Origin of the sequence: Novosphingobium resinovorum (assembly GCF_001742225.1) — a bacterium.
GTDB lineage: Bacteria > Pseudomonadota > Alphaproteobacteria > Sphingomonadales > Sphingomonadaceae > Novosphingobium > Novosphingobium resinovorum_A.
In genome coordinates this window covers 333,828-351,153 of record NZ_CP017076.1, presented here as the reverse complement: position 1 = coordinate 351,153, position 17,326 = coordinate 333,828, and the positions used below count along the sequence as shown (strand labels likewise).

Genomic DNA, 17,326 nt, shown 5'->3' with positions numbered 1-17,326 from the left:
TCCTCAGGCTGCGGCCGACTGGTTGCGCCCGCTCCGCTTCGCCCGGTTGAGCGCCGCGTCGGCGGCCGCCACGATCCGCTCCGGGTCGCTGTCCACGGACAGCGGTGCGATGCCGACGCTAACGGTCGCGGCAATGACGCTTCCCGACGCCGTTTCCACGCCGACCGTGCCGAGGCGGGTGCGGATGCGCTCGCACACCAGTTGCGCGTGCTCCACCGACAGGCCGGCTAGCAATACGGCGAATTCCTCCCCGCCGAGCCGCGCGACGAGATCCCCTTCGCGCACCGCCGCCCGGACGATGGCCACGAAGCGCACCAGCACCGCGTCACCGGCGGCATGGCCGTATTCGTCGTTGATCCGCTTGAAGTGGTCGAGGTCGAAAACCGCGAGACAACCCGGCTCGGCGCCGATCGGCGGCGACGAAACCAGCGCACCCAGCGCATCGTCGAACGCGCGGCGGTTGCAGGCGCCGGTCAGCGGGTCGGTCATCGCCTTGTTCTTGAGATCCTCGACGATATGGCGGCGTTCGGTAACCTCGCGGATGATGCTGACGGTGCCTGATATGTTGCCGTCCGCATCGACCATCGCGCGCACGTGGCTCTCCACCCATATGATCGCGCCGCTCTTCTGGATGACGCGATATTCGATGATGGCGCTGTCCTCCGGCGCCGCCAGCACCACGCGGCGCGTGTCGAGAACCATCGGCAGGTCGTCCGGCACGATAAGGTTGAACAGCGGCCGCCCCCCGAGCTCGGCCGCCGGATAGCCGGTAACGCGCTCGACCGAGGGGGAGGCATAACGCACCGTGCCGTCGATGCCGGCGCGCAGCACCACGTCGCTCATGCGGTCGAGGACGAGCCGGTGCAGCGCTTCGGCCGCGTGAAGACGCTCGACGATGCGCCGCCGCGCGTAGAGTTCCGCCGCGAGCGGCAGCAGCAGCATCACGATCGAGGCGAAATAGATCTGCAGCACCTGCAGCTTGAGCGCCATTCCGCCGGTCAGCAGCGCCGTCGGCCCGATCCCCGCAAGCGAACAGCCGAGACCAACCGAGATCAGGATGACGATGGACGAAACCGCACCGAACCGGCCCAGCCTGAACGTCGCGGCGATCATCGGCAGGAACGGGACGACGACGAGCGGAATTTTGCTTTGGCCGAATGTCGCCAGCGACGCGAGCAGCACGAGCCCCAGCAGCCCGAATGTCCGCTTGCGTACGCGCGTCCCGGCGGTGCGCGTCCAGTGTGCGACGTCGCCGCGCAGGAACAACAGTAGCGGCGGCGCGAACACGATGAAACCAAGCGCATGTCCGGCGTACCAGTCCCGCCAGGCCGACCAGAAGCCGATGTTACGCACCGCCGTGGTCATGACCGCCGCGAACAGCGCCGTCACCGCAGGCACCATGACGCCGCAGACGACCAGGAACGCTGTGACTTCCGCCACCGACTGGAAACGGCCGAACCGGGGAAACACCCTGCGCATCAGCCATGCCGCACCGACCGCCTCGATAATGCAGAGCAGCGGCAGGCCAACCCCGGTCAGGCCCTTGAATCCGAACAGCTGCGAGGAGCAGATCGCCAGCGGAGTACAGGCCAGGACCACCGGTGCCCAGCGTCGGCGCGGCGTGACATGGAGCCGGGCGAACAGCACCGCCCCCGCCAGCCACACTACCGCGATGCCGCCGTCGAAACGGGTCAGCACGAGCGCCAGCGACGCACAGGCGAAATACGCGAGCGCGGTGCCGAGCACCTCCCCCGGATACCACCTGCTGCGACGATACGACTCGTGAATCATCATCCTCGCCTAGTGAAACATGGTTTACCTAGGGTAAATACATATGGACATCTTCCAATAATCGCCGCTTGCAGGTGCATCCCTGCCACTCATCCGTCGCCGAGGAGCGGTCAAACTCCGCATGACATGTGGGCTCCGGGCGCAGGAACTGCACTCTGCAGTGACCAGTACGGATTTATCGAAAGGGCTGCATGGACGAGTTTCTGGAACGTCGCCGGGCGATGCAGGTATTGGGGCAAGTATTGGGCGCAGGCGTGGTCGCCACCTCGCTGGCTACCCGCCCGGCGGCAGCGGCGGACAAGGCGCCCGCGCCTCTCGCTCCCGCCCCCGCCCCCGCTACCGGCGAGGTGAAGATGCGCCGCGCCTATGCCGATGGACCCTATGGCCAGATTCACTACCTCGACGCGGTAAAAGGACGGCCGCTGGTCCTGCTGCATCAGGCCGTAATGACCGCCAACCAGTTCGATCGTGTCTTCGCCCCGCTGGTGGCCCACGGCTTCCGTCCGATCGCCATCGACCTGCCCGGTTTCGGCCTGTCCGACAAACCGCCGTTCGAACCTGCCGTCAGCGACTATGCCGCGGTGGTGCCGGCCGTGCTCGACGCGCTCGGCATCCGGCGGGCGGCGGTCGTCGGCCATCATACCGGGGCGCTGGTGACCAACGAAGTCGCGGTCCGGTTCCCCGACCGTGTCATCGCCAACGTCATCTGCGGCCCCCTCTTCATTCCCGAGGAGCAGCGGGCCGCCCTGATCGCCGACATCGGCGGCCGCGAACGCGCGTTCCGCGCACTGCCGCATGCCGCCCACATGAACCAGCTGGCCGAGGCGCGCGAGCGCTATGCGATGGGCACGATCAGCCCCGAGCGCATCAGCGACTATGTCGTGCAGGCCATGCTCGCCTTCCAGCGCGGTGCCTACTGGTACGGCCACAATGCGGGCCTGACCTACCGACAGGAGGGACCGTTGATGAAGATCCGCCAGCCCACGCTGCTTCTGACCAACACCGGCGACATGCTCTACCAGTCGGCCCTGAAAGCCAAGGAAATGCGCCCGGATTTCAAGCTGGTGGAACTGCAGGGCGGCGGCATCGACATCGTCGATCAGCAGCCCGGGCAGTGGTCCGCCGCGATCGCCGATTTCCTGCGTCCGATCCTCTGACCCAGCAGGCTGATATCCCTGTTTCCATTTCCCTTTTCATCCCGACGAACTGCGGATACGCTGCGGGCATCTGGCGGAAGTGGGCGATCCAATGTTCGGTTTTCTGAAGAAGCAGTTCGTCGATGTCATCGACTGGCTGGAGCGGCCCGGCGACCTTGCCTGGCGCGTTCCGTTCGAGGATCGCGAAATCCAGAACGGCGCCCAGTTGACCGTGCGCGAAGGCCAAATGGCGCTGTTCGTCAACGAAGGCAATCTGGCGGATACCTTCGAATCCGGCCTGCACCGGCTCGATACCGCGAACCTGCCGGTGCTCACCAGCCTGATGCACTGTGACAAGGGCTTTCGCTCGCCGTTCAAGTCGGACGTCGTGTTCCTGTCGTTCAAGGAGCAACAGGGCCTGAAGTGGGGCACCGGCCAGCCGGTGACGGTACGCGACGCCGAATTCGGCCCGCTGCGCCTGCGCGCCTTCGGCTCCTATTCGTTCCGCATCGCCGCGGTCGAGCCGTTCGTGGACCGGATCCTTGGCACGCTCGACGGCGTCAGCACTGCGTCTCTCGAGCCGCAACTGCGCGCCGCGATCCAGACTGCGATCGCCACCGCGCTCGGCGGCGGCGGGGTGCCGTTCCTCGATCTCGCGGCCAACCAGCAGGCGCTCTCCGAACGCATCCGCGTGGAAGTCGACAAGGCCTTCGCGCAGTGGGGCCTGACCTGCCTCTCCTTCTACGTCGAGAGCATCTCGCTTCCGGAGGAAGTGCAGGCCCATCTCGACAAGGGCTCCTCGATGCGCGTGCTGGGCGACCTCGGCAACTACACCCGCTTCCAGGCGGCGGAGGCCATCGAGGCCGCAGCCGGGCAGGAAGGCGGATCGGTGGCCGGGATCGGCGCGGGCGTGGCCGCAGCGACGGCGCTCGGCGGCGCCATGGCGCAGGGCCTCGGCACGCAGGCTACGGCCGCCGCCGCTCCCGCCGAGGACCCCATCGCCACCATCGAAAAACTGCACAAGCTGGTGACCCTGGGCGCGCTCAGCCAGGAGGAGTTCGACGCCAAGAAGGCCGAGCTTCTCTCGCGCATCCGCTGACACGCCTTCGGGGGGAGACGTGAGCAACTGTCCTTCATGCGGCGCGGCCCTGCCTGTGCGCAGCGGCGTCCTGCCCTATACCACCTGCGCCTACTGCCGCTCGCTGCTCCTGCGTGACGGGCTGGAGGTGCAGGACGTCGGAAAGATTGCTGTCCTGCCGCCCGACGTCTCGCCGATTCAGCTGGGCACCGGCCTGCAGGTCGAGGGACTTGCGCTCACCGTCGTCGGGCGGGTCCGCTGGGGCTGGGCCGACGGCTCGTGGAACGAGTGGCTGCTCGATGGCGGCGACGGCACCGAGCGCTGGCTGGGCGAGGCGATGGGGGCGTTCATGCTGACCGCCGCGCGCGCCGACCTCCTCGAACAGCCGATGATCGCGGACTTCGCGGCAGGCGGGCAAATCGCGGTCGGCGCCCGTCTCGCGGTGGAAGGCGTCACCTTGCTGACCATCGACTGCAAGGAGGCCGAATGCCTCGGTAGCGAGGGGGACCTGCCGTTCCCGACGCTTCCGGGTCGCACGATGACCAGCATCGACTTTCGCGGCCCCAACCGTGAGGCGGTAAGCCTGCAGCGCGATGCGCGGGGGGCGTCGGTCTGGCTGGGCTATTACAGCGACCTCGCCTCGCTCGCGCCCTCGAACCTGCGTGCGATCGACGGGTGGATCATCCCGCGCGAGCTGATGCGATGACCGCCGTGCGCACGGTCGCCTGTCCGAACTGCGGCGGCACGCTGGAAGTGCGCGCGGCGGGGCTCAGCGTCAACCTCGCCTGCAGCTATTGCGGCTCGCTGCTCGACATCGCCCGCCCCGAAGTCGCGCTCATCGAGGCGCATGACAAGGCCGCCCGAGGCTTCCGCCTGTCGCCCGGCAGGCGCGGCACCCTGTTCGACGTCGAATGGGAGGCCGTCGGCGCGCTGCGACGGCGGGATTCGGGTTATACCTGGGAAGAGTACCTTCTTTTCAACCCTTACGCGGGCTATCGCTGGCTGGTCCTGAGCGATCGCGAATGGCAGTTCGGCACTATGCTGCTCGACCTGCCCGAAGGCGATGACGACACCGTGACCTGGCGCGGCGAACGCTACACGCGCGACGGCGAGGCATCGACCAGCGAGACCACTGCCGTGCTCGGCGAGTTCTACTGGCGCGTGCGTGCAGGCGACACTGTGGAAGCGGCCCTCTACGAACGCGGCGACACCGTGCTGTCGCGCGAAGGCGGTGGCGGGGAGGTCAACTGGACCCAGCTTGTCCCGCTGGAAGACGGCACCGTCGCCGAGGCATTCGGCCTCGTTCCTCTGAAAGCAAAGCGCGCCGTCCGTAGTCCCGTACCGTCGCCCGGCATCTTCGACGACCTGCCGACGATGTTTGGCCTCGCCAGCGCAGCTCTCGTCGCGCTGCTGCTGGCGATGGTGCTGATCTCCGGCCCGGTGGAGCGCGCCTCCGGCAGCGTCGATGCCCCCTTCGCCGCCACGCGCGAGGGCGTGAAGATTGGCACCCTCACCGTCCGCCGCCCATGGCAGTTCGTGACCGTCACCGCGCGCGGCAGCGATTTCGACAACCGCTGGGTCGATCTCGACTACAGCCTCGTCGACCGTGCCACCGGCCAGTCGATCGACGGCTATGGCATCGTCGAGCATTATTCCGGCTACGACAGCGACGGGTCGTGGACCGAGGGTAGCCGCAAGGGTTCGACCCTGCTGGGCAAGGTCCCGCGCGGCACGTACGACCTCTATGTCGATGCCGCCGCCCACGGCTGGCCCAGCGACCCGCCGCCGAATACCTCGGGATGGTCCTCGCTGCCCGAGACGGTCTCCGTCTCGATCGAGGCGGAGACCGGCGCCCTTCCCTGGGGCAACTGGTGGACGGCGGCGTTGCTGCTTTTCGCGTTCCCCTGCGTCGCGGTGTGGCGCCGCTATCGCGAGGAGAACGCCGGATGACGCCGCGCCTGATCCTGTTCCTGCTGTGGATCGCGATGGTCATGGCCGGGTGCCTCAGCGCATCGTATTATGCCTGGTCGCCTTTCTCCGACGAGGAGCGGCCCATGCACGCGGGCGGCTCCTACGGCCCGACGCACAAGTAACCTTCAAGGAGACGGCCCATGCTGACACTCTCGGTCTTCCTCGCCACCCTGCTCTATGCCGCACTCGGCATCGTGATATTCGTGTTCAGCTTCGTGCTGGTCGACAAGCTGACCCCCGGCGAACTGTGGCGCGAGATCATCGAGCGCCGCAACATGGCCGTCGCTCTGCTGGCGGGCGCGGTGGCGCTGGGCATCTCCAACATCATCGCCGCCGCCATCCATGGCTGACCATCGTGGCTGAAGCCGCCCCTCTCGTCCCGACCGACGCCTCGGAGCGCGCGCCCGCCTCGCTGGCGGTGATCCTGCTCGTCTCGGTGCTGGTGGTCGCAACGTGCGGGCTGATCTACGAACTGCTCGCGGGCACCCTCGCCAGCTACCTGCTGGGCGACAGCGTCACGCAGTTCTCGACGGTGATCGGCACCTATCTGTTCGCCATGGGCGTGGGCAGTTGGCTGTCCCGCCACGTCAGGCGCGACGAGATGGGCGTCTTCGTCCGTGTCGAGATCCTGATCGCCGCGCTCGGCGGATGGTCGGCGGCAGGGTTGTTCCTGCTCTTCCCGCTGGTAGGGGATTTCCGCATCGCGCTCTACGCGCTGGTGCTGGCGATCGGCGTGTTGGTGGGGCTGGAGATTCCCCTCCTGATCCGCATCCTGCGCCACCGCTTCGCCTTTCGCGAACTGGTCTCCAACGTCCTGACCTACGACTACGTCGGCGCGCTCATCGCATCGCTGCTGTTCCCGCTGGTGCTGGTGCCCTGGCTGGGAATGATGCGCACGGGGTTCGTCTTCGGTCTCGCCAATGTCGCCGTGGCCCTCGCCCTGCTGGTCGCGCTGCGCGGGCAGCGCCGGATCGCGGTGGACGTCATCGCCGCGCTGGCCGTGGCCGCCAGCCTCGTTGCCGGACTTCTCGCCGCCGACCGGATGCAGCGCTGGTCCGAGGTCGCCTTCTACAGCGAGCCGGTGATCTATGCCCGCTCGACACCTTACCAGCGCATGGTGCTGACCCGGCGGGGAGAGGACCTGCGGCTGTACCTCAACGGCAACCTGCAGTTCTCCACCCGCGACGAGTACCGCTACCACGAGGCGCTGGTCTGGCCGGTGCTCGGCCGCGTCGCCCGCCCGAGCGCCGTTCTGATCCTCGGCGGCGGCGACGGTCTTGCCGCCCGCGAAGTGCTGCGCGACCCGCGCGTGCGGCATGTCACTCTCGTCGATCTCGACCCGGAGATGACGCGCCTGTTCCGCGACACGCCGCAACTGGCTGCGCTGAACGCCGGGTCGCTGTCCTCGCCCCGGATGCACGTCCACAATGCCGACGCGTTCCGCTGGGTTCGCGAGGCGCGCGGCACGTATGACGCAGTAATCGTGGACTTTCCCGATCCGACCGAATTCTCGCTGGGCAAGCTCTATACGGAGAGCTTCTACCGCGAAGTCGCCCGGCTGCTCGCGCCGGACGGCGTGATGACGGTGCAGAGCACCTCGCCGCTGATCGCGCCCGAATCCTACTGGACGGTCGCCACCACACTGGAAGCCGCAGGGCTGCGTGCGCGAGGCTACCACGCCTATGTTCCCAGCTTCGGCGAATGGGGCTTCACCCTTGCCGCGCATCGCCCCCTTGCCGAAGCCGTGCGCCTGCCGCCGCGCCTGCGCTTCCTGACCCCATCGAGCGAACGCGCGATGTTCGATTTCCCGCCCGACATGGCGCGCCGCCCGACCCCGGTGAACCGGCTCGACAACCAGGCGCTGGTGCGCAGCTTCGCGCGCGAATGGGGCCATTATGAAGGTTGATGCCAGTCGGCGCGCGGTTCTTGCAGGCGGCTCGGCGGCCGTTGGTGCCTCGCTGCTCAGCGGCTGCGCCCGGCCCGTGATGGCCGGAACCCTGGGCGGCGCCGACTGGCAGCGCGGCCACCGCCTTCGCGACGGCGCGTTTCCCGCGCCGGAAGGCCCGGTCGAGGACATCGACGTCGTCATCGCAGGCGGCGGCGTCGCCGGTCTGGCGGCGGGCTGGCGGCTGGCGGAAGCGGGTTTCGGCGACTTCGCCGTTTTCGAACTGGAGGAGCACACCGGCGGCAATGCCCGGTCGGGCCGCAATGCGGTCAGCGCCTATCCGCTTGGCGCCCATTACCTGCCGGTCCCGAATCGCGAGGCGAAGGCGCTGCGCCACATGCTGCGCGGCTTCGGCATGATCGTGGGCGATACGGCCGACGGCCCGGTCTACGATCCCTATCAGCTTTGCGCCGACCTTGAGGAACGCCTGCTCTGGCGAGGCGAGTGGCAGGAGGGCCTCTTCCCGCAAACCGGCCTCCCTCCCGCGCAGCAGGCACAACGCCGCGCGTTCGAACGGCGCATGGCGGACTTTCGCGGCGCTGTGGGCGCGGACGGACGGCCTGCCTTTGCCGTACCCTCCCCCCTGTCGAGCACCGACCCGCGCTTCACCGCGCTCGATCGGCATAACTTCGCCGAATGGCTCGACGCCGAAGGTTTCACCGCCCCGGCCCTGCGCGTATACTTGCGCTATTGCTGCCGCGACGACTACGGAGCCGAGCCGGAGCATGTCTCGGCCTGGGCGGGCATCCACTACTTCGCCGCACGGCGCGGCTGGGCCGCGAACGGCGACGGTGACCGCGAACTCACCTGGCCCGAAGGCAACGACCGGCTGGCGAGCCTGATGGCAGCGCGTATCCGGGCAAACCTGCGCCCGGCCTGCAGCGTGTTCCGCGTTGCCGCCACCACCGAGGGCGGCGCCGAACTGGACGTCTTCGACCACGCCGCAGGCCGCAGTCGGCGCCTGCGCGCGAAAGTCGCGATCCTCGCCATGCCGCATTTCGTCGCCGCGCGCGTGGCACCGACACTGTGCGCGAGCGGCGGTTTCTCCTACGCGCCTTGGGTCGTCGCCAACGTCACCCTTTCGCGGCCACCGGCGGGCAAGGGCGTATCCCTCGCATGGGACAATGTCTCGACCGCCAGCGACGCGCTCGGCTACGTGGTCGCCACGCATCAGACCGCCAGCGCCGCTGCGGGACCGACGGTGCTGACATGGTACATGCCCTTATCGCGCGAAACGCCCGAGGAGGCCCGCAAGATCATGATGACCCGCTCGCTGGAACGCTGGCAGGACATCGTGCGCGACGACCTGCTGGCCATGAACCCCGACCTCGACGGCGCGATCGAGAGCATCGACGTGTGGCGCTGGGGCCATGCCATGATCCGGCCCACACCGGGCTTCCTGTCCGACCCGGAGCGCCTTGCCGCCCGCGCCGCGCGGCCGCCGGTGCTGTTCGCGCATTCCGACCTCAGCGGCCTGTCGCTGTTCGAAGAAGCCCATCACCACGGCGTGACCGCCGCCGAAACGGCGCTGGCCCACCTTGGCCATGCCTTCCAGAGCATCGCCTGACCATGACTCACCGCGCCGGAACGAGCGTCCATCTCATCGCCGACCTAGTCGCAGCCGACGGCCTGGACGACGTCGAGCGGGTGGAACATGCCCTACGCGAAGCCGCTGCGGCAGCGCGGCTGACCGTCCTCGACGTGCGGCTGCATCACTTCGGCGCGGGCATGGGCGTCACCGGAGTGGCGCTGCTCGCCGAATCGCACATCTCGATCCACACCTGGCCCGAGGATGGCCTCGCCGCCGTCGACCTGTTCGTCTGCGGAGAGGAAGCCGATCCCGAGGCGGCCTTGCGTGTCATCTGCGCCCGTTTTCAGGCGAGCGTGCGCGAACGGCGGCTCATTCCCCGCCTGCGCCCGGCCGTCGCCGTCAATGGAGTTTCAGGCGAGGTCTCACCACGCGATTGACGTGGCCTACCGCGATCAGTGCGGTGCCTTTCAGCCAGCCATGGATCGCGATCAGATGCATGCGGTACAGCGACAGGTAGATCATGCGGGCAAGCCGCCCCTCCACCGCCATGCGCCCGCCGACGAGGTTGCCCATCAGCGTACCCACTGTCGAGAACCGGCTGAGCGACACCAGCGAACCACGGTCCCTGTAATCGAAATCCCTGAGCGGCTTGCCGTCCATCAGCCGCCTGAGGTTGTCGAACGCGGTCGCCGCCATCTGGTGCGCGGCCTGCGCGCGCGGCGGAATGGGGCGGTCGCGGCCGGGCAGCATGCAGAACGCGCAGTCCCCCAGCGCGAAAATTTTCGGATCGGTCACGCTCTGCAGGGTTGGGGAGACCACCACCTGCCCGGAGCGTGACAGTTCGAGGCCGTCGAGCCCGCCGGTGATCGGCTTGGCCTTGACGCCTGCGGCCCATACTTGGAGGTCGGCCTCGATCAGTTCGCCGTCGCCCGTGATCATGCCTGCGCTGGTGCTTTCGACGATGGGCGTCGCCGTGCGGACGCGCACGCCCAGGTTCTGCAGCTCGTCCCGTGCCGACTCGGCGAGTCGTTCAGGCAGCGCGGGCAGGATTCGCGGTCCCGCCTCGACCAGCGTGACCTTGAGGCGGCCACGGTCGAACACCTCCAGCCCGTAGTAGCCCAGCGCGTCGGCGGCATTGAAAAGTTCGGCGGCGAGTTCGACACCGGTGGCGCCGCCGCCTACGATCGAGACGCGCACCCGCGCGTCGCTCGCCTCGTCAACCAGCATCGCCCGCGAGACGCGCAGGCACTGGTCCAGCAGCCGGTCGCGGAAGCGGTCGGCATCGGCGCGGCGGTCCAGGAACATGCAGTTCTCCCGAACCCCCGGCGTGCCGAAATCGTTCGTCACCGAACCATAGGCGAGCACCAGGTAATCGTAGCGAAGTTGCTGAGCGCCAACGACTTCGTTGCCGCGATCGTCGAGGATCGGGGCCAGGTCGATGCGCTGCGCGGCTCGGTCGATCCCCGCCAGCGTGCCCTTGAAATAGCGGTAGCCCCACTTGTGGCAGTGGCCGCGATAGCCGACCTCGTCGAGGTTCGCATCGAGCGACCCGGCCGCCACTTCATGCAGCAGCGGCTTCCAGATATGCGTCCGGTTCTCGTCTACGAGGATGATGTCGTGGTGGGCGCGGCCATAGCGGGCACCCAGCCGGGTGGCGAGTTCGAGCCCGGCGGCGCCGCCGCCGACGATGACGATCTGGGTCTTCTGAGATTGCACGTGCGGTCCTTCATTCGGGGCATCTTGCCGCGCGAAATGTTATGTACTAACTGGTACACACGTTGAGCGGTTGTGTCACCGCCCGATTTTCCTGTCGCTCCAGGGTAACCTCAAGCCGATCGCGATTGCATTGGGCAAAGGGTCCCAGAGATGAAAAATTCGAGGAGAAGCCGCATGTCCGGCTCGATTGAAGGGGGCAACCTGCTTAGCCGCATATGGCTGGCGGTGCTCGGTATAGTGATCCTGGCCGCGGGCCTTTTCTTCGTCGTCGGCGGCGCGCGACTCGTGAGCCTGGGGGGTAGCTTCTACTTCCTGCTCGCAGGGCTGGCGCTCGTGGTGTCCGGCTTCCTCATCGCCCGCCGTCGCCCGACCGGCGCCGTGCTGTTCGGCGCGGTCTTCCTTGCCACGATCCTGTGGTCGCTGTGGGAAGTGGGCTTCGCGTTCTGGCCGCTGATCTCGCGCCTGCTGGCGCTGGGCGTCGGCATGACGGTGGTGGCGCTTTCCCTGCCGCTGATGCGCAAAGCGCAGGGCATGGTCCCCGCATGGCGCCCGGCACTGGGCACCGCCGCCATCGTCGGCATCGCCTCTGCAGCCGGTTTCGCCGCGATGTTTTCGCCGCACCCGACCGTGCCCTTCGCGGGCGTCGAAGCGGCGCTCACCCCGGTCGATGCCGCCGGCGAGCAGAAGAACTGGGCAGCTTACGGCAACACCGCCGGCGGCAGCCGCTTCGTCGCGCTGGACCAGATCACCCGCGACAACGTGAAGAACCTGCAGGTCGCCTGGACCTACCGCACCGGCGACGTCGCCGAGAGCGATGGCAATGGCGCCGAGGACCAGGACACCCCGCTGCAGGTGGGTGACACCGTCTACATCTGCACACCCCACAACAACGTCATCGCGCTCGATGCCGACACCGGCAAGCAGAAGTGGAAGGCCGAAGTCAACGCTTATGCCTCCGTCTGGATGCGCTGCCGCGGCCTCGCCTACTTCGATGCGAAGGCTCCGCTGCAGCAGCCCAGCCTGCCGGGCTCCACCCCGGTGACTGCGGCGACGCTGCCCGAGGGCGCGCCGTGCGAACGCCGCATCCTGATGAACACCATCGACGGCAAGCTGATGGCCTTCGACGCCGATACCGGCAAAGTCTGCACCGGCTTCGGCACCGATGGCCGCGTCGATCTGCTCGCGGGCCTCGGCAATGCGCCCGATCCGCAGTACCAGCTCACCGCCGCGCCGACGCTGGCGGGCACCACCATCGTCATCGGCGGCCGCGTGGCCGACAACGTCCAGATCGACATGCCCGGCGGGGTGATCCGCGGCTTCGACGTCATCACCGGCAAGCTGCGCTGGGCCTTCGACCCGGGCAACCCCGCCATCACCGGCATGCCCGCCAAGGGCCAGACCTACACGCGCTCGACCCCGAACGTGTGGTCGGCGATGTCGTATGATGCGGCATCCAACACCGTGTTCATGCCGGTAGGCAGCTCGTCGGTCGACCTGTTCGGCGTGCCGCGCACCCCGCTCGACCACAAGTACGGCGCCTCGGTGCTCGCCCTCGACGCGACCACCGGCAAGGAGAAGTGGCACTACCAGACGGTCCACAACGACTTGTGGGACTTCGACCTGCCGATGCAGCCCAGCCTGATCGACTTCCCGGTCAAGGGTCGCGGCAAGGTTCCCGCCGTCGTCATCGGCACCAAGGCGGGCCAACTCTACGTGCTCGACCGGCAGACAGGCAAGCCGCTCACCAAGGTCGTCGAGACCCCGGTGAAGGCCGCCAACATCCCCGGCGAGCCCTATTCGCCGACCCAGCCCAGGTCGGTCGAGATGCCGCAGATCGGCGCGCAGACGCTGACCGAGGCGGACATGTGGGGCGCCACTCCGTTCGACCAGCTGATGTGCCGCATCGCCTTCAAGGGCATGCGCTACGAAGGGCTCTACACCGCGCCGGGCACCGACAAGTCGCTGGCCTTCCCCGGCTCGCTGGGCGGCATGAACTGGGGCAGCCTGTCGATCGACCCCACCACCAATACCGTCTTCGCCAACGACATGCGCCTCGGCCTGTGGGTACAGATGTTCCCGCAGACCAAGGCCCAGCAGGGCAAGGCCGGCGCCGCGGGCGAGGCCGTCAACACCGGCATGGGCTCGGTTCCGCTCAAGGGCACGCCCTACTCGGTGACCAAGGACCGCTTCCTCTCGGCACTGGGCATTCCGTGCCAGGCTCCGCCGTTCGGCACCCTGACCGCCATCGACATGAACACCCGCAAGGTGAAGTGGCAGGTCCCGGTCGGCACCGTGGAAGACACCGGCCCGATGGGCATCCGCATGGGCCTGCCGATCCCGATCGGCATGCCGACGCTGGGCGGCACGCTCGCCACGCAGGGCGGCCTCGTCTTCATCGCCGGCACCCAGGACTTCTACCTGCGCGCCTTCGATTCGGGCAGCGGCAAGGAGCTGTGGAAGGGTCGCCTGCCCGTCGGCAGCCAAGGCGGACCGATGAGCTACAAGTCGCCGAAGACCGGCAAGCAGTACATCGTCATCACCGCCGGTGGTGCCCGACAATCCAAGCAGCGCGGCGACTACGTGGTCGCTTACAAGCTGCCCTGACCTGATGGGGGGCGGGCCGGTGGCCTGCCCCCCAATTCCAACGACCAGACAAAGCTGCCCCGCGCCGGAACTCGCCGCGCGCGGGAGCAGCAGCAGGAGGGGGCCATGGGCCGTCGCATCCATTCTCTCGCAGCGCTCGCCGCAGGCTGCGCATTCACTTTCCCGATGACCGCTCTGGCAGAAGACGCCGAGGCGGGCACCGCAACCAACGTCGTCGTGACCGGCGCCACCGCAACTGCAGGCACCGCGCAGGACCATCGGCCGACTTCCACGCAGGGCGCCTCCACCGCCAGACCTCTGCACGCGCCGCATCCGCGCGAGACGCTGACCGGCGACTGGGGCGGCGTGCGCACCGACCTGAAGGACGCGGGCGTCACCGTGCGCGCCGACTACGTCTCGGAAACCTTCTCCAACGTCGACGGCGGCCAGCGCCGGGGCACCGCCTATGTCCAGCAGATCCGCGCGGGCGTCGATCTCGACATGGACAAGATCGCCGGGATCGACGGCGGCGCCATTCACCTGACCATCAACGACCGGCGCGGCATCGGCATCTCGTCGGACTTCGTGGGCAACCGCCTGCCGATCCAGGAAGCAGCGGGCGGCTACTATGCACGCCTGAGCGAACTGACCTGGGAACAGAATTTCGATGGCGGCCGCCTGAACCTGCGCGCGGGCTTCTTTGCGATGGGCAATGACCTCGGCGGCCTGTCGATCGGCTGCAACCTCGTCAACGCGGCATTCTGCGCGCACCCGCTGTCCGAAAGCGGCAGCACCGGCTGGTATAACTATCCCAACGCCCGCTGGGGGCTGGCGGTGCGCTACAAGCTGCGCCCCGACCTGATCGTGCGCACCGGCGTCTACCAGACCAACCCCGACCTCGGGCTGGAGAAGAACGCCTTCAAACCGTTCGCAGGCAAGACTACCGGTGTCGTCCTGCCGCTGGAACTGGAGTACGATCCCGGCGCCACGCCCGGTAGTCACGTGATGCCCGGCCACTACAAGGTGGGCTTCTACTACGACACCGCCAATGCCGACCGGCAGGGCACCCCGGGCCGCGTGACCGGTCGCTTCGGCGGCTATGTGCTGGGCGACCAGATGATCCTGCGCGACAAGGGCGGCAACGGCAAGCGCGGCCTCTCGATCTTCGGCCACTTCACCGCCAACCCGGAGCAGTCGGCGCAGATCACCCGCTGGTACGCGGCCGGTTTCCTCAAGCTGGGCACCTTCAAAGGCCGCGACGCCGACACCCTCGCGCTGGGCGTGATCCACGCGCAGGTCAACGAGCGCCTGCGCGCGCTTCACGCCGAATTCCTCGGCCTCGCGGACGGCTACACCGCCCTGCCCGAAGGCGAGACGGCGATCGAGATGAGCTACGGCCTGCAGTTGACGCCTTGGCTCAATATCCGTCCCGACGTGCAGTACATCGTCGATCCGGGCGCCTTCTCCTACCGAACCACGCACGATGCGCTGGCACTCGGCGTGCAGGTCAAGATGCAGATCTGATTGTTAAAAAGGGGCTGAGGGCATTGCGCCCCCGGCCCTCGAAAGGCCATAGGGCGCGCCATGCAGGATGACGGCTTCACCGAACGCAACCGGCGAGAGATCATCGCGATCGCCACAGCCCATTTCGCGGACAAGGGCTTCGCAGGCGCCCGCGTGGACGAGATCGCCGCCGCGACCGCCACGTCGAAGCGGATGATCTACTATCACTTCGGCAGCAAGGAAGCGCTCTATCGCGCGGTCCTCACTGAAGCCTATCGCGGCATACGCTCGGCCGAACTCGCCGCCGGGCTGGACGACATGCCCGCGATCGATGCCCTGGCGCGGCTGACGGAACTGACGTTCGACTACCACTACGAGCACCCGGAACTCGTGCGACTGGTGATGGACGAGAACATGCGACACGCCCCGCATGTCGGCGAAGTGGTCGAGACGTACAACGAAACGGTACTGCCCGGCACCCGCGCCCTTATCGAACGCGGCGTCGCCGAGGGCACGTTCCGCCCGGGGCTGGACCCGGTCGACCTGCATATGACGATCAGCGCGCTGTCGTTCTACTTCGTGTCCAACCGCTATACGTTTGCGACCATCTTCAAGGTCGATACCACCAGCCCGGCGGCTGCGGCGAAGCGTCGCGAGCAGGTGGTCGCCAACGTCATCGCCTACTGCCGGGCCAGCTAACGCCTGGCTCGCCGGAAGAACGGGCGGAAGACAAAGCCTCCGCCCGTCGATCAGACCGCGATCACGCGCTCGCCATCTGCCCGGCTTCCTCGAGCAGGGCAGCGACTTCCTCCGGGTCGCCGAGGACGACGCCGATGCGCTGGTGGAGGCCGGTCGGCTTGGCATCCATGATGCGCGCCTCGCCGTCGATGGCGGTGCCGCCGGCCTGCTCGATGAGGAAGCTCATCGGATTGGCTTCGTAAAGCAGGCGCAGGCGCGCCTTGCCGGGCTTGCGGTGGTCGGAAGGGTAGAGGAACACGCCGCCGCGCTTGAGAATGCGGTGGATGTCCGCCACCATCGAGCCCGTCCAGCGCATGTTGTACTCACCCGCCAGCGGGCCTTCCTCGCAGCCGACGCGGGCATCGACGTAGCGCCGGATGGCCGGTGACCACTGCGCGCGGCGGGCCATGTTGATGGCGACTTCCTTGTTGCCGGATGCGATCTTCAGCGGGCCGTCGGTCATGCGCCAGGCGCCCATTTCACGGTCCAGCGTGAATTCGTAGACGCCCGCCCCCAGCGTCAGCACCAACAGCGTCTGCGGGCCGTAGATCGCGTAGCCCGAGGCCACCTGCTCGCTGCCCGGCTGGAGGAAGTCCTCCTCCGTCACCTCGCGCCCGGCCGAATTCTCCGGCGCGCGCAGGACCGAGAAGATGGTGCCGACCGACAGATCGACATCGACGTTGCTCGACCCATCGATCGGATCGAACAGCAGCAGGTATTCGCCCTTGGGATAGCGGTTCGGGATGCGATGGATAGTCTCCATCTCCTCCGACGCCATGGCCGCAAGGTGGCCGCCCCATTCGTTCGCGTCGAGCAGTATCTCGTTGGCGATGACGTCGAGCTTCTTCTGCACTTCGCCCTGCACGTTCTCCGAGCCGAGCGTGCCCAGCACGTCGCCGAGCGCGCCCTTGGAGATCGCGAAAGTCACCGACTTGCAGGCCCGGGCGACCGTCTCGATGAGGAGGCGCAGTTCGGAAGGGCAGGCGCTGTCCTCGCGCCGCTGCTGTTCGATGAGGAAGCGGGTCAGTGTGATCGGTTGCATCTTGGCCTTTCGCATGGCGCTGCGCCGGGACGGCGTATCTGAAGGTGCATGAAGACCGGCAGGGATGCGCCGTCACGCCTCCCCCGTTTCTCCGCGACGCGGCGACCATGCGCGAAACTTGCGCAAAACGCTACTTCAACCGCACCGGGTCACGATCCGACGGAGGCAATTCGCCGCAGCGACAACGTTGTCCTGTCCGGTTTTCCGGTGTTCGCGGATGCGCAAAAGAAAAGCGCGGCGGATCACCGCCGCGCGAAGATGTCTTCATAGCAGGCCCGTTCCGGCGCGCCCC

The 17,326-nt window shown here is 67.7% G+C and carries 15 protein-coding genes; 12 read left to right on the top strand and 3 right to left on the bottom strand.

Annotation, left to right across the window (positions count from 1 at the left end; translation table 11 throughout):
* Positions 1-3: 3 nt before the first annotated feature.
* A complete protein-coding gene (locus tag BES08_RS19255) occupies positions 4-1,791 on the bottom strand; it encodes a sensor domain-containing diguanylate cyclase (RefSeq protein WP_069709564.1) in 1,788 nt (595 codons plus the stop codon).
* A gap of 191 nt (positions 1,792-1,982) precedes the next feature.
* Here BES08_RS19255 and BES08_RS19250 point away from each other — a divergent pair, with 191 nt between their 5' ends.
* From BES08_RS19250 to speD, 9 genes are all read left to right on the top strand, one after another.
* A complete protein-coding gene (locus BES08_RS19250; RefSeq protein ID WP_036525033.1) occupies positions 1,983-2,948 on the top strand; it encodes an alpha/beta fold hydrolase in 966 nt (321 codons plus the stop codon).
* 91 nt (positions 2,949-3,039) lie between these two features.
* Positions 3,040-4,026 (top strand): SPFH domain-containing protein, encoded by a 987-nt coding sequence (locus BES08_RS19245; RefSeq protein WP_036525036.1) that lies wholly within the window; start codon positions 3,040-3,042, stop codon positions 4,024-4,026.
* A 19-nt stretch (positions 4,027-4,045) separates the two neighbouring features.
* Positions 4,046-4,711, top strand: a complete 666-nt coding sequence (locus BES08_RS19240; RefSeq protein ID WP_036525039.1) for a DUF4178 domain-containing protein — start codon at positions 4,046-4,048, stop codon at positions 4,709-4,711.
* Positions 4,708-5,955, top strand: a complete 1,248-nt coding sequence (locus tag BES08_RS19235; RefSeq protein WP_036525042.1) for a DUF4178 domain-containing protein — start codon at positions 4,708-4,710, stop codon at positions 5,953-5,955. The genes BES08_RS19240 and BES08_RS19235 overlap by 4 nt, the downstream gene beginning before the upstream one ends.
* On the top strand, positions 5,952-6,098 hold the full coding sequence (locus BES08_RS33700) for a hypothetical protein (RefSeq protein ID WP_197524483.1): 147 nt from the start codon (positions 5,952-5,954) through the stop codon (positions 6,096-6,098). Before BES08_RS19235 ends, BES08_RS33700 begins: the two co-directional genes overlap by 4 nt.
* 18 nt (positions 6,099-6,116) lie before the next feature.
* Complete coding sequence (locus tag BES08_RS19230; protein WP_036525045.1) at positions 6,117-6,326, top strand: DUF350 domain-containing protein; 210 nt, start codon at positions 6,117-6,119, stop codon at positions 6,324-6,326.
* A 5-nt stretch (positions 6,327-6,331) separates the two neighbouring features.
* Positions 6,332-7,882, top strand: coding sequence for a polyamine aminopropyltransferase (locus BES08_RS19225; RefSeq protein WP_069709369.1), 1,551 nt, complete (start codon positions 6,332-6,334; stop codon positions 7,880-7,882).
* Entirely contained in the window at positions 7,872-9,488 is a 1,617-nt protein-coding gene (locus BES08_RS19220) for an FAD-dependent oxidoreductase (protein ID WP_036525048.1), read from the top strand. The genes BES08_RS19225 and BES08_RS19220 overlap by 11 nt, the downstream gene beginning before the upstream one ends.
* A 2-nt stretch (positions 9,489-9,490) precedes the next feature.
* On the top strand, positions 9,491-9,889 hold the full coding sequence (gene speD, locus BES08_RS19215) for an adenosylmethionine decarboxylase (RefSeq protein WP_036525050.1): 399 nt from the start codon (positions 9,491-9,493) through the stop codon (positions 9,887-9,889).
* Here speD and BES08_RS19210 read toward each other — a convergent pair.
* On the bottom strand, positions 9,852-11,168 hold the full coding sequence (locus tag BES08_RS19210) for an NAD(P)/FAD-dependent oxidoreductase (RefSeq protein WP_008833336.1): 1,317 nt from the start codon (positions 11,166-11,168) through the stop codon (positions 9,852-9,854). The two genes, speD and BES08_RS19210, sit on opposite strands and share 38 nt — an antisense overlap.
* Positions 11,169-11,342: 174 nt before the next feature.
* Between BES08_RS19210 and BES08_RS19205 the strand changes: the two genes are divergently transcribed.
* The 3 genes from BES08_RS19205 to BES08_RS19195 all read left to right on the top strand — a co-directional run bounded on the left by BES08_RS19205 (position 11,343) and on the right by BES08_RS19195 (position 15,953).
* On the top strand, positions 11,343-13,772 hold the full coding sequence (locus BES08_RS19205; RefSeq protein ID WP_036525052.1) for a glucose/quinate/shikimate family membrane-bound PQQ-dependent dehydrogenase: 2,430 nt from the start codon (positions 11,343-11,345) through the stop codon (positions 13,770-13,772).
* A gap of 105 nt (positions 13,773-13,877) precedes the next feature.
* Complete coding sequence (locus BES08_RS19200; RefSeq protein ID WP_036525053.1) at positions 13,878-15,275, top strand: carbohydrate porin; 1,398 nt, start codon at positions 13,878-13,880, stop codon at positions 15,273-15,275.
* Between the two features lie 60 nt (positions 15,276-15,335).
* Positions 15,336-15,953: a TetR/AcrR family transcriptional regulator gene (locus tag BES08_RS19195; RefSeq protein WP_036525054.1), complete on the top strand. Its 618-nt coding sequence runs from the start codon at positions 15,336-15,338 to the stop codon at positions 15,951-15,953.
* Between the two features lie 61 nt (positions 15,954-16,014).
* Here BES08_RS19195 and BES08_RS19190 read toward each other — a convergent pair whose 3' ends face one another.
* Entirely contained in the window at positions 16,015-17,034 is a 1,020-nt protein-coding gene (locus BES08_RS19190; RefSeq protein ID WP_036525317.1) for a class 1 fructose-bisphosphatase, read from the bottom strand.
* Positions 17,035-17,326 lie beyond the last annotated feature (292 nt).